Genomic DNA, 13,095 nt, shown 5'->3' on the forward strand with positions numbered 1-13,095 from the left:
CCGAAAATGCCTTTTACGCGGATTACGCATATCGCCCGGATGGCGAATGCTCGCCGTTACCGATCGCCTCCTGAAAAAGCCGGGTTGTTAACGGCCTTGTCACCATATTGATTTATCAGGATATCTCCGCCTGATAAGTGCCTGGGAGTAGGTGTCTTGCGTTTTTCCCTGACCGCCGCCATAGGCGTCGCGCTGATAAGCCTGGCCTCGCAGGCCCACGCCGAACTCGGCGGCAACGCCGCCACGGTCGATAACGATCGCGTGCATCTGCATGCCCGTATCAGCCATTCGGCCCCGGCCTCGGGCGGCGTAACGCAGACTGAAATGACCCTGGGCGACGGCACGGTGACGCGCCAGTTCACCAGTTCCGCCGGCGTCGTCTTCGCCGTCAGCTGGAACGGGCCGATGCGCCCGAACCTGCGCCAGCTCTTCGGCGGCTACTATTCGCGCCTGCAATCGGCCAGCGCCAAGACGGCGCGCCTGCACGCCCGCGCGGCCTTCACCGCCAATGACAGCGACTTCGTGGTGCGCAGCGGCGGCCATCCCGGCGCCTTCTGGGGCTATGCCATCCTTCCCGCCCAGGTGCCGGCCGGCTTCGACGCCAGCCGCCTGGTCGGCCAGCCCGCGACAGAGGTGCTGGGCCAATGAAACTGAAATATCTCGCGCTCGCCCTGATCATGGTCACCGTTGCCGCCTGCGGAGGCGGCGGGGGAGGCGGAGGCGGCTATAGCAGCGGCGGCGGTTCGGTTTCGTCGAGCTCTTCCAGTTCGTCGTCGTCTTCCTCCTCTTCATCCTCGTCGTCGTCGTCTTCGTCCTCCTCGTCGGCGTCGCTGACCAATGTGGCTTCGATCCTCATTGACGACGGCCCGGCGGCCGGCGGCGGCAATGTCAATATTCCCTTCGTGACCGTGACGGTCTGCGCGCCCGGCACCACGACCTGCCAGACGATCGACCACGTTATCGTCGATACGGGCAGCGTCGGCCTGCGCATCGAAAAGGAAGTGCTGAGCTCGGCCATGCGCGCCGCCCTGCCGCAGACCACCAGCGGCTCGGCCAAGGTCGGCGAATGCTACCAATATGTCGACGGCTACGTCTTCGGTTCGATTCGCCGCGCCGACATGACGGTCGGCGGCGAGAGCGTGTCGAACATGCCGATGATGGTCATCGGCGACGACGGCAATTTCGCCACCGTGCCCACCGGCTGTTCGTCAAGCGGCGGCAGCGGGCATCAGACCGTGGCCGATTTCGGCGCCAACGGCATCCTCGGCATCGGTACGACCGTCTATGACTGCGGCAGCTACTGCGCCTCGACGCCGTATCTCTATTACAACTGCACGCCTACGGCCTGTACGACGGCCACCCTGTCGATCAGCGAGCAGGTGCCGAACCCGGTCGCCATGATGACGGTCGACAATAACGGCACCATCATCGTCCTGCCCAGCGCGGGCACGGCCGGCGTGCGCAACATGACCGGGCAGCTGATTTTCGGCATCGGCACCCAGACGAACAACGGGCTGGGATCGGCCACGGTTCTGACCACCAGTTCGACCGGCACCCTGACGGCCGACTACAATGGCAAGACCCTGACCAACAGCTTCGTCGACAGCGGCACCAACTTCCTGGCTTTCAGCGACAGCGCCATCACCCAGTGCACCGGCACGCTCAAGGGCTTCTATTGCCCGGCGACGCCCCTGACGATTTCGGCCGTCCTGACCGGCAACAACACCGTCAGCCAGTCCGTCAGCCTGCCGCTTTACAGCGCCCAGAACCTGGGCAATGGCGGGCAGAACGCGCTTCCGGGGCTGGGCGGCGATCCGTCGAGCTTCGGCGGCCTCAATCCCTATAGCAATAGCTTCGATTTCGGCCTGCCCTTCTTCTTCGGCAAGAGCGTCTATACCGGCATCTCCGGGCGGGCCGCCGGCAGCTATACGGGACCGTTCATCGCGTTCTGATTTGAGTTGCAAATGAAACGAGTTCGTGGTCCTGCTTGGAAAACCGGGGAAGACACATAAGGAGCTCGCTCATGACGGCCGCCATCGTCGGTTGGGGGCATACGCCCTTCGGCAAGCTGGAAGGATCGCTCGAAGACCTGGTCGTCACGGCCGCGCGTGAGGCGCTGGCAGACGCCGGGCTGTCGGGCCAGGATATCGACGCGGTCTGGCTGGGTAATTTCAACGCCGGCATGACGCCCGATGGCTTTGCATCCTCGATGATCCTGGGCGCGGACGAGGGCCTGCGCTGGAAGCCGGCGACGCGGGTGGAAAACGCCTGCGCCTCGGGCTCGGCAGCGCTCTACGCCGCCATGGACGCGATCGCATCCGGCCGCGTCCGGACAGCCCTGGTGGTCGGCGCCGAAAAGATGACTGCCGTCGACAATGCCGCCGTGACGCAGGCGCTGGGATGCGCCTCGTACCAGAAGGAGGAGGCGGGCAAGTCGTTCCCGATGATCTTCGCCGAGTTCGCCCGGGCCTATGCCGAAAAGTGGGGCGATCCGACCGAAGCCATGGCGCACATCGCCGCCAAGAACCATGCGGCGGCCGTGCACAACCCGCTGGCCCAACTGCGAAAGGCCCTGGAACTCGACTTCTGCCTGCATGAATCCGAAAAGAACCCGGTCATCGCCGCGCCGCTGAAAAAGACCGACTGCTCGCTGGTGTCGGACGGCGCGGCGGCCGTCGTGCTGGTGCGCGCCGACATGGCGAAGGCCTTCCGCCGCGCCGTCGGCTTCCGCGCCGCCCGGCAGGTCAACGATTTGCTGCCGCTGTCGGCCAAGGACCTGACGGCGTTCGAAGGGCCGCGCCGGGCGTTCGACGCCGCCTATGCGCAAGCCGGGGTCACCGTGTCGGACATTGCCTTCGCCGAGGTCCATGACTGTTTCACCATCGCCGAACTGCTGTCGGTCGAGGCCATGGGCCTGGCCGGGCCGGGCCGGGGGCGCGAACTGGTCATCGACGGCGGCACGGGGCGCAACGGCCGGCTGCCGGTCAATATGTCGGGCGGGCTGAAGGCCAAGGGCCATCCGGTGGGCGCGACAGGGGTGTCGATGCACGTCATCGCCGCGCGCCAGCTGACGGGTGAGGCGGGCGACATGCAGCTGCCCGATCCGCAACTGGGCATGACGTTCAATATGGGCGGCGGCGCGGTAGCGTCCTACGTCTCGATCCTTGAACGTGTTATCTAACTAGCGATGACGTAGCCGACGCCGCGGACCATGCCGATAAGATCGCGGCCCAGCTTCTTGCGGATGGCATAGACCACCGCCTCCACGGCATTGCTTTCGATCTCGCCGCCGGCGCTGTAGACCTCGGCCTCTATCTCGTCCTTGCTGACGATGCGGCCTATGCGCGCCATTAACAGCGCCAGGACCTGGTATTCGCGCGGCGTCAGCCGTATCCACTGTCCGGCCTGGCGGACGCTGCGCGCGCCCATGTCGAGTTCGATATCGCCGTGGACGATCACCGAGCGGGCATGGCCCTCCTTGCGGCGGACGACGGCGCGCAGCCGCGCCAGCAGTTCGGGCATGCGAAACGGCTTGACCAGATAGTCGTCGGCCCCCAGATCGAGGCTCTGGACACGGTGTTCCAGCGAATTGTGCACGGTCAGCAGGATGACCGGCAGGTCGTGCTCCTGCCGCACCGTTTTCAGCACGGCCGTCTCATCGGAAATATCGAGGTCGAGGATCAGGGCGGCGTAATCCTGCCGTGCAAGGGCCGCCGGCACGGTTTCGCCCGGGCGCGGCCGCTCCGGCTGGTAGCCGGCCTGCACCAATCCGGCCTCGAGTCCGGGACCGGGCTGTACGTCATTGCTCATCAGCAGGATTCGCATGGACCGCCGTCATTTCCGCCGCGGCGACCGGTTAACAATCGAACCTGAAGCGAAACTGAAAGAGACGATGGCAGAAATGGCACATGTCCGGGGCGCATTGGTCCGGAAAAGGTAATGTCGCCAAAGCGTCATGAAATCTCAGCGTAAACGTCACAGACGGCTGCCATCAGCCCGCCCCATGCCGCGTTTCCCGCGGCGCACAATTCTTTCCATGTGATGGGGCTGAATATCATGTCTTCCAAAATCCGCCGCGCTGCCCAGTACGGCGTGCTCGCGACCTCCACGCTTCTCGTCTCGCTGCTGGCCGGCGCCGCCATGGCGCAGGACGCCACGCCGTCCGCCGACAACACCGACGTTTCGGATGCTTCGGTCAAGGAAGTGATCGTCCGCGCGGAGCGCTCGAAGGCCGCCGCCAACGCGCCGTCCAAGGCGTCGCTGGAGCAGTCGCAGCCGCAGTCGATCGTCTCGCGCCCCTTCATCGACCAGGCCGTGTCGGAAACCGCCGATTTCACCTCGATCGCCGCCTTGTCGCCGTCGGCCGCCAGCGCCGGCGCCGCCAACGGCGCGGGCTGGGGTGAAGCCAAACTGACCCTGCGCGGCTTCCAGGACGGCCAGTACAACATCTCGTACGACGGCATCGCCTTCGGTGACACCAACGATCCCACGCACCACTCGAACTCGTTCTTCCCGGCCTCGACCGTCGGCGCGACGATCGTCGACCGCGGTCCGGGCGTCGCCGGCGACTTCGGCCAGTCGAACTACGGCGGCCAGGTCCAGCTGTTCTCGAACAAGATCACCGACGACCAGAACGTCACCCTGCGCGAATCGATCGGCAGCTTCGGCGCCTATCAAAGCGTCGCGGTCGTCCAGACCGGCAAGGTCGAGGAACTGGGCGGCCTGAAGGGCTTCGTCAACGTCCAGGTCAACGGCGCCAAGGGCGAGCAGACCTATTCGCCGCTGCACGCCAACAACCTGACCATGAAGTTCACCCTGCCGCTGGGCGAAACCTGGAGCCTGACGGCGTTCGCGACGAAGAACTACAACTACTCGCACAATAACGACAATGCCGGCGCGACCCTGACGCAGGTGGCGGCGAACGGCAAGGACTTCAACCTGTCGAACGACCCGACGAAGTCGACCTATTACGGCTACAACTACATCATCAAGGACACCAACTTCGAGTACCTGAAGGCGGAAGGCGACCTGCTGGGCTTCAAGACAGAAAGCACGGCCTACGGCTACTTCTACAAGAACAACACCTTCACCTCGACCGACGTGACTCACGCCGACCTGATCGGCGACACCAACGCCTACGGCGCCTACGTCACCAACTCGGTCTTCGCCAAGGCCAAGACCCCGTCCAACCCGAACGACGTCATCGGCTACAACAAGCTGAACGAATACCACGTCCTGGGCGACATCTCGCGCGCCAGCCGCGACTTCGGCTTCGGCACCCTGCACCTCGGCCTGTGGCTGGAAAAGTCGTCGACCAACCGTCACCGCTACGACTATGACGCCACCCTGGGCGTCAATACGCCGGACAACCGCGAAAAGCCGCTGTGCTCCAGCTACACCTTCGACGCGGGCTCGGGCAAGTACACCTGCGTGGCCACGACCGACCCGCAGTGGAACGCGACGCAGTACCAGGAAACGTCGAAGTGGTGGCAGACCCAGATGTCGGCCGACTTCGAATGGCACGTCACCGACAACCTGACGATCACGCCGGGCCTGAAGCATGTCGACATGAAGCGCACGGTCGCCGGTCCGGTGATCAAGGGCGACAAGTCGCGTCAGCCGCAGAACGCTTCGAACACCTTCTCGAAGACCTTCCAGTTCCTGACGGCCAACTACCGCCTGACGAAGAACTGGTCGGTCTACGGCCAGTACGCCACCGGCGGCCTGCTGCCGTCGCTGTCGACCCTGTACAGCGCCGACCCGACCAAGAACACGGTCGAGCCGCAGACGACCACCAACTACCAGGTCGGTACCGTCTGGCAATCGGCCCACATCGCCGCCGACTTCGACGTCTACAAGATCGAGGTCAACAACCTGATCACCGAGGATCCGGTCGATACGGGCTTCTACTTCAACTCGGGCAAGGCCAAGTATGACGGCATGGAAGGCCAGGTCTCGTACGCCTTCGACTTCGGCCTGACCGCCTTCGTCAACGGCTCGGTCAACAACACCAAGGACCAGGCCGGCTATTCGCTGACCAAGGCCCCGAAGAACACCTTCGGCGCCGGCGCGCTGTACGGCCACGGCCCGCTGAAGGTCGCCCTGACCTACAAGCGTGTCGGCGAGCAGTACATGAAGACCGATCCGACGGACTACCTGGTCAAGGCCTACGACTCGACCGACGCCGCCGTGAACTACGACTTCAGCGACCGCTACCGCCTGAAGTTCCAGGTCAGCAACCTGGCCGATCACCGCGCCGTCACGCAGATCAAGCCGTTCAAGGGCGCTGCCGCCTTCGACCAGTACTACTTCCAGTCGGGCCGCAACGTTCAGCTGACCCTGATCGCCAAGTTCTAAACCCGGCTATATCCAGAAACGGAAAGGGCTCGCCGAAAGGCGGGCCCTTTTGTTTAATAGTCCTTGGAATATTTGACGCTGACGGCGGTGCCGGTATTGCCGACCTGCGACAGCACGCTGAGCGCGCGCGACAGGGCGACCTCGACCTGGGTAGCCGCGAAGCCCTTGGTGTCGGTGACGATCTCGACATAAACATTGTTGGTCAGGTACTTGCCGGCGGCAAGCGAGGTGCCCCGGCCGGTGGTCGTGTCCGCGCCCACGACGCGCAGGCGGTCGATGCCGGTTGCCGAACGCAGCGCCCCCAGCGGATTGAGGTAGTCGTGTCCGCCGCGCAGGCCGTTGACCGCCGAGGCCAGTTGCAGCGCTTCGGTCGCCGACAGGTTGGTGACGCTTTCGCCGAACAGCATGCGCGACAGCACCTCGTCCTGGGGCAGGGACGGGGTCGATGAGAAGCTGATGTCCGGGCGCTGGGCCGAACCACTGACCGTGATGATGCCGGTGACGTCCTTGACGGTGCCCGACGCGCTCAGATTGATTTCCGGGTCGGTCAGGGCGCCGCCGTTGAAGCGGATGGTGCCGGTGTCGATGTCGAATTCACGCCCGGCGAAGTCGTAATAGCCGCGCACCGATTCCATCTCGCCTTCGACGCGCGGGTCCAGCGTCGTGCCGACCATGTGCAGGTTCATGCGCCATTCGGAATCGAGGCCCATGCCCGAGATGAAGACCTGGTTGTCGGCGCGGGCGCGGATATCGAGGTTCCACAGCCTGGGCGCCGGGCCGTCATCGGCGACATCCGTCGTCACCGGGCGATAGCCCTTGTGGCGTACGCCGTCGAGCTGGTTGACCTCGGCGGCGCCCTGGCGAATGACGGTATAGCGCAGGGTCGGCAGGCGCAGGTCGCCCTTGATCCAGGCGCCGTCGGCCTTGGAATTGGTGAGATCGAGCGTACCCGACACGGTGGAATCGACCTGATCGGAGCGCGCCAGGTGCGCGTCGCGCAGATCGACGTGAAGCTGCAGCGGGAATTTGTCGGCGGCCGACAGGCTGAGCCACCCCGAGCCCTTGACCGTGCCGCTGCCGGCGGTGCCGGAGAAGCTGGTCAGCTCCAGCTTGTCGTTGTTGAAGTGGCCGTCGAGCATTAGGTTGCTGACGCGCGTGCCGAAGCTGTCATTGTCGTAGACCAGCGACCTGGCCTTGACCAGGCCGCTCAGCTGCGGCGCGTCGAGGCGGCCCGAGACATCGGCGGCCACGGCGATCGGGCCGTTCAGCTGCTGGCCGCCCTGGCCCGACAGCGAGAACAGCACGGCGGCCGGGCCGTTATAGCGGATGCCGCCCGAAACCCCGGCCGTCTGGATGTCGCGCATCCAGTCGCCGCCGCCGGCGGGCGACAGCGCGATCTGCATACGGCCGACGACGGCGGCGCCTTCACGCACCACGGCGCGGGCATAGTTCTTCTGCGGCGACAGGCTGGGATCGAGGGCGCCGTCGATCACCAGATCGACGGGCGTGGACACCACGGCGGCGCTGGAGCGCGTGAAATTGGTGATCTTCAGGTTGGCGTGCGCCGTCGGATACTGGCCGCCGGACTGGGTGAAATCGACGGCCCCGTCGGCCCGGCCGGAAATCCCGGCGTCGGGTGCGAAGACATTGACCAGGGTCAGGTCGAAATTGTCGAGGCGCGCCTGCACGCGATAGCCGCCGCCATAGGTGCCGGCGATGTCGAGCTTGCCGTTGTCCGAGACGACGGTCGCCGGCTCGAGCGTGAACGACTGGCCCAGCTGATGGATGCGGGCCGGGTGCGCCAGGTGGAATTCGGCGCCCTGGACCTTGCCCTTGACCGCGACCGTATAGAGGTTGGGCGCGATCTGGCCGTTGACCGCCAGGTCGAAGGGGATGCCCTTCTGGCCGTGGGCGACGGCCTGGACGGTGCCGTTTTCGCCGCGCAGGGCGACCTTGGCGCGGCCGGTCGACAGGGTGAAACCGCCATTGGTGACGTCGGCGAACTGCACGTCGCCGTCGACCGCGATTTCCTTGCGCAGGACGGCGCGGGCGCTGATGATGGTGCGGCCGATGGCGATCTTCATGTCGCCGGGCAGGGCGACGTCGGTGCCGACGGCGTTGATGCTGGCGGCCTGGTCGTGGCCGTCGGCCATCAGGGCGGCCGTGCCGGTCAGGCCTGAACCGTTGAGCGACAACTGGCCCGAGAACGGCCCGGCTTGCGTCTGCTGGATGCGCCCGGCCATGGCCACGCCGGCGAAATGGCCGCTCTTGACATCGACGGTCAGCGGCCCGTCCTTCGCCATGATCACCGTGTCAGCGTCGAAGGGACCGTAGCCCGACCCGCCGCTGGCCTTGACGACATAGCCTTCGGGCGTGGTGGACAGGGTCGCGACGACGTCCGCGACCTCCATGCCGAGACCCGGGTGGGCGGCCTTGATCTGGGCGACGGGGGCATTGAGCGTGCCGGTGACCACGGCTTCGATCGGGCCGTAGGCCTTCGATTCGGCGCGCAGATTGGCCAGTATCGCGTCCTTCGGGCCGAAGGCGCCGTCGGCCGCCAGCAGCTTGAAGTCGGGCGCGCCGCCGCTGACGTGCTGGAGGAAGACGCGGCCGTTGGGCGCCAGGCCATAACCGCCGCTTAGACGCGCATTGCCGCCGAGGAAAGTCTTCAGCCCTTCGTTTTCCCACTGCGTCGATTGCGCCGTGAACTGCCCGGCCAGGCTGAGGGTGCCGGTCCTGGTGCGGGCCAGCCGCGCGGTCGTATCGAGGTCGACCGTGCCCAGCTTGTCGATGCGATAGCCCTTGAGCCAGGCCTTGAGGTCGCTGGTCAGGGCACCGCTGGCCAGGTTGCCGTTCAACGAGGCGCGGGCCTCGGCGCGGCTGCTCTTGACGTGGAGGTTGTCGCTCGACAGCACGTCGTGTTCGAGAACCAGATCGCCGTCGAGGCGCAGGGCCTGGAGCAGCGGGTCGACCGTGTCGCCCAGGCCCTTGAAGCCGTCGAGACGTGCATTGACCGGCACGATGATGCGGCCGTCGCGCTCGACATGGCTCTTGCCTTGCGCGTCGAGGCCCGACAGCACGATATCGCCCAGGCCGAAGCGTGTCGCCTGGATGTCGTAGTCGATGCGCGGCGTGGCGAAGGCGCCGTCGAAGCGCAGGTCGGCGCGCAGGTCCTTGCCCGAGAAGCTCTTGTCGACGCGCTGCGGCTCAAGCAGGCGGACATGGACCTCGAGATGGCCGAAGCGGTTATAGGCCAGGTCGAGCAGACCCTTGGCGCGGATGCTGGCCACCTGCGAGTCGAGGGCCAGGTTGGTGTCGAGCCGGCGCTTCTGCAAGGTGGCGTCGAGATCGATCCGGACATCGGGCGCCAGAAGCGCCGCGGACTCCCCGTCGAGGATCAGGTCGGGGCGCGTCGGGCCGGCGACGCGGAAGCGGCCGTTGTCGGCGCTGATCTTCAGGTCGGCCAGGCTGTCGTCGTCGAGCGAGGCCTTGAGGCCGCCCTGCCAGTGGGTCCAGGTGCCGTCACCGTCGAGCGTGACGCGGATCCGGCGTTTGAGCCCGCTCAGCTCTGCGACCACGCCGTTGTCCGGCGCGCTGAGATGGGCAGCGAGGTTGAGGCGGTTGGCGTCGGGCAGGGCGTCGAGGCGCAGGCTCAGTTCGTCGCCCTTGTCGCTCAGGCCGTTGAGCGTGGCGACGACGCGCTTCTGCACCAGATGGGCCGTGCCCGACAGGGTGAGGGTGCGCGTATCGGCGCCGGCGACGCCCGGATGGAAGACGATGGCGTCGGCCTGGAGGCGGTTGAGGTCGATGCGAAGGTCGGGCAGCAGCGAGCCCTGTTGTGTCGGCTGGGCCGACGGCTTGAGGTTCGGCTGGCGCAATATGTCGATGCGCGGCGTGGACAGGTCGCGGATATCGACGTGCTTGTTGAAATACGCCATCGGCCGCCAGTCGACGTGGATCTTCGGCGAGGTGGCGACCAGTCCGTAGGCGTCGCTGACCGTCACGTCGCGCAGGGTCATGTCGCCGTAGATCGAACCGTCTATGGCGCCGATTCGCACCTTAAGGCCGCTGTCCAGCTTGATGCCGTTGAGGACGTCGACCAGCAGCTGGCGGCCCGGGCCGGTATTGATGCCCAGGCCCGCGGCGACGGCCAGGGCGACCAGGCTGGCGCCCGTGCCGGCCGTATAGAGCGCGACCTTCCTCCAGTTGAGCCGGGACCAGTCGACGCGGTTCAGGCGCGTGCGGACATAGACCGTCCTGGCCACGTCGCGGATGCGTTCGGGCAGCGGCGTCTGCGTCTCGGGTCTGGTTTCGGGTTCCGGCAGGTCGCTCATGTCAGAAGGCCTGTCCTATGCCGACGTAAAGCGCGACCAGCGGGTCGTTGGCCTTGCGGATCAAAGGCGTGGCGACGTCGACGCGGATCGGGCCGAAATTGGTGTAGAGGCGGGCGCCGACGCCCACCCCGACGCGCAGGTCGGACAGGTTCGGCAGGTCGGACGCATAGACCTGACCCATGTCGATGAAGGGCACGATGCCGAGGTCGCCCATGCGGTAGCGCGCTTCGACCGAGGCTTCGACCAGCGAGGTGCCGCCGGTCGGCCGGCCCGTGGCGTCGAGCGGCCCCAGCGCCTGGTAGGCGAAGCCGCGCACCGAGCCGCCGCCGCCGGCGTAAAGCCTGCGCGACGGGGCGATGGTGGCGACGCTGCCGCCGAGCAGCGAGCCCAGCCGCACGCGCGCGGCGATGACCGTCTTGGGATTGAAGGGATAATAATAGCTGGCGTCGAAGACCGCGCGCAGCGAAGACGCGCCCGCGCCCGACAACGAGAACTGCGGGCCGCCCTGGGCGCCCAGGCGATAGCCCTTCGACGGATTGAGCAGGTCGTCCGACCGGTCGTAGCCGAGTTGCAGCGGGATATTGGCCAGGTAATAGGTTTCGAACTGCGAAAGCGTGGTGCCGGGCACGGTCGCCCGTTCGCGCGAATTCAGCAGCTCCGCGCCGTACGACCACGTCCACACCTTCTGCCAGATCGGCGTCGAGACGCGCGCCACCGAGCCGGTAAAGCCCGAGGTGAAGGCCTCGTAGGACTTGTAGACGGTATGGGCGCCGGACGCGCCGAACGACAGGGTGCGGTCGCGTTGGCCGTCATTGGAGCGGCGGAAGGTGACGCCGAGGCTCTGTTCCTGGGTGCCGAGCGCGCTCGACACGATCAGCGCGCCTTCCGGCGGGAACAGGTTGCGGCTGGTCCAGGTGCCGGAAATCGTCAGGCCTTCGCCGGTCGAATAGCCGCCTTCGGCCGACAGCGTGCGGGACGGGCCGGCCTGCTGGTGGACGGCCAGGTCGACCGTCTCGTTGCCGTCGGCGTCGATTTTCCCCGTGCGGACGGGCTCGACGCTGACCGTGCGGAACAGGCCGGTCGAGATCAGTTCCTGGCGCAGGTCGTCGACCTTGCGGCTGTCGTAGAGGTCGCCGCTCCTGAAGCGCTTGAGCACGGCGACGTGCCGGGCGTCGAAGGCCAGCTTGCCGTCGGTGGTGAAGCCGCCGAAGGTCGAACGGTTGCCGGTATCGACCTTGAGCGAATAGTCGCCGACGAAGGTCTTGGCGTCGAGCGCGATGTCGCGGCTGCCGACCTTAGCGAACGGATAGCCATGCTCGGGCAGCACAAGGCTGACATTGGCCTCGGCCGCCAGGACCTGGTCGGCGACGATGATGTCGCCGGGGTGGAGCGGCAGGCTGGAGCGGATCAGGTCGGGCGGAATTGTCGGCTGGGCGTCGACCGCGATCAGGCCGAATTTATAGGGCTTGCCCGGGACGGCGGTGATGGTGACCTCGACCGGCTTGCCAATCTGTTTATCGTCCTGGGGCGGCGTGGCGATGGTCGCCGACACCGTGCCGTCGAAATAGCCGGCCGACTTCATCAGCCTGAGCGCCAAAGCCTGGTCTTCATTGGCCCGGGCGCGGATCATGGCGACGTTGGCGGCCTTGCCCTTGGCGGCGTGCAGGGCCGACAGCGTGCGGAAACGGTCGTACTGGCCGATTTCCGCCAGGCCGTCGACCGAGGTGTGATATTCGATCTGCGGCGGGACGGCGGGCGCCGGTCCGCTATTCTGCACCGCCTGCACGTCATAGCCTTCAAGCGCGGGCAGGGCGGCGTTGAGCTCGGTATCGTCGGGCGTGACGACGGGGGCCATCGGGGCTTGCGGCGTCTGCGCGGTTTCCTGCGCGGTGGCCGATGTTGGGGGCGTAGAGGGCGCCGTCTCCGTATCTGTCAGCGCGGGCAGGGAGTCGTCGAAATCCTTGTCGGAGATGATCGGCTTGTTGGGATCGGCCGACCGGTCGGGCGGGGCTTCTTCCTGCGGCTGCGGCTTTGGCAGGGTCTGCACGACCGCCGCCGGCGCGGGCGCCGAAGAGGACGACGAGGCCTGGGCAGCGGCGGGCGCGGCCTGCGTCCGGGCCAGGGCGGGCGACAGGGCGCCGATCGCCGCGATCGCGACGGGCGCGGCCAGGCAACGGGCCAGCCGAGCCGGTCCGGAAGACAGATCTTGACGGGCCGTCATCTTCGAAATGTGGGTTCGCCCTCTCACAGGTGCCACAGCCTTGTACGCCATGCACGGTTTAGGTCAGGGATGTTAACACACTGCAAAAAATCCATACGGAAGACAACGTTCGAGTCCGCGGTTTTTCTGCGGCGGACAAGGAAAAAATGACGTGATTGCGGCCGGGCACCGCAGGCCTTCCCA

At 66.3% G+C, this 13,095-nt stretch carries 7 protein-coding genes; 4 read left to right on the plus strand and 3 right to left on the minus strand.

Annotation, left to right across the window (positions count from 1 at the left end):
• The first annotated feature begins 156 nt into the window (after nt 1-156).
• From AB8717_RS06230 to AB8717_RS06240, 3 genes are all read left to right on the plus strand, one after another.
• Entirely contained in the window at nt 157-648 is a 492-nt protein-coding gene (locus tag AB8717_RS06230; RefSeq protein WP_443750170.1) for a DUF2844 domain-containing protein, read from the plus strand.
• A complete protein-coding gene (locus AB8717_RS06235) occupies nt 645-1,952 on the plus strand; it encodes a DUF3443 family protein (RefSeq protein ID WP_443750171.1) in 1,308 nt (435 codons plus the stop codon). The genes AB8717_RS06230 and AB8717_RS06235 overlap by 4 nt, the downstream gene beginning before the upstream one ends.
• Nucleotides 1,953-2,023: 71 nt before the next feature.
• The gene (locus AB8717_RS06240; protein WP_443750172.1) at nt 2,024-3,181 is read left to right on the plus strand and encodes a thiolase domain-containing protein; all 1,158 of its coding nucleotides are present in this window, start codon (nt 2,024-2,026) and stop codon (nt 3,179-3,181) included.
• Here AB8717_RS06240 and AB8717_RS06245 read toward each other — a convergent pair.
• Nucleotides 3,178-3,810 (minus strand): winged helix-turn-helix domain-containing protein, encoded by a 633-nt coding sequence (locus AB8717_RS06245; RefSeq protein ID WP_443750173.1) that lies wholly within the window; start codon nt 3,808-3,810, stop codon nt 3,178-3,180. The genes AB8717_RS06240 and AB8717_RS06245 overlap by 4 nt on opposite strands.
• A 246-nt stretch (nt 3,811-4,056) precedes the next feature.
• On the opposite strand from AB8717_RS06245, the gene AB8717_RS06250 reads away from it, so the two are divergent.
• Nucleotides 4,057-6,357, plus strand: coding sequence for a TonB-dependent receptor (locus tag AB8717_RS06250; RefSeq protein WP_443750174.1), 2,301 nt, complete (start codon nt 4,057-4,059; stop codon nt 6,355-6,357).
• Nucleotides 6,358-6,410: 53 nt separating this feature from the next.
• On the opposite strand, the gene AB8717_RS06255 is transcribed toward AB8717_RS06250, so the two are convergent.
• Nucleotides 6,411-10,691 carry a translocation/assembly module TamB domain-containing protein gene (locus tag AB8717_RS06255; RefSeq protein WP_443750175.1) on the minus strand — a complete coding sequence of 1,427 codons (4,281 nt, stop codon included), beginning with the start codon at nt 10,689-10,691 and terminating at the stop codon, nt 6,411-6,413.
• A 1-nt stretch (nt 10,692) separates the two neighbouring features.
• The gene (locus AB8717_RS06260) at nt 10,693-12,912 is read right to left on the minus strand and encodes a BamA/TamA family outer membrane protein (protein ID WP_443750176.1); all 2,220 of its coding nucleotides are present in this window, start codon (nt 12,910-12,912) and stop codon (nt 10,693-10,695) included.
• Nucleotides 12,913-13,095: the final 183 nt, after the last annotated feature.

Source organism: Asticcacaulis solisilvae (assembly GCF_052327315.1).
Classification (GTDB): Bacteria; Pseudomonadota; Alphaproteobacteria; order Caulobacterales; family Caulobacteraceae; genus Asticcacaulis; species Asticcacaulis solisilvae_B.

Coding starts and splice junctions, on each gene's coding strand:
- AB8717_RS06245 (WP_443750173.1), bottom strand. CDS start 3,810: ATGAGCAATGACGTACAGCCCGGTCCCGGACTCGAGGCCGGATTGGTG.
- AB8717_RS06235 (WP_443750171.1), top strand. CDS start 645: ATGAAACTGAAATATCTCGCGCTCGCCCTGATCATGGTCACCGTTGCC.
- AB8717_RS06260 (WP_443750176.1), bottom strand. CDS start 12,912: ATGACGGCCCGTCAAGATCTGTCTTCCGGACCGGCTCGGCTGGCCCGT.
- AB8717_RS06250 (WP_443750174.1), top strand. CDS start 4,057: ATGTCTTCCAAAATCCGCCGCGCTGCCCAGTACGGCGTGCTCGCGACC.
- AB8717_RS06255 (WP_443750175.1), bottom strand. CDS start 10,691: ATGAGCGACCTGCCGGAACCCGAAACCAGACCCGAGACGCAGACGCCG.
- AB8717_RS06240 (WP_443750172.1), top strand. CDS start 2,024: ATGACGGCCGCCATCGTCGGTTGGGGGCATACGCCCTTCGGCAAGCTG.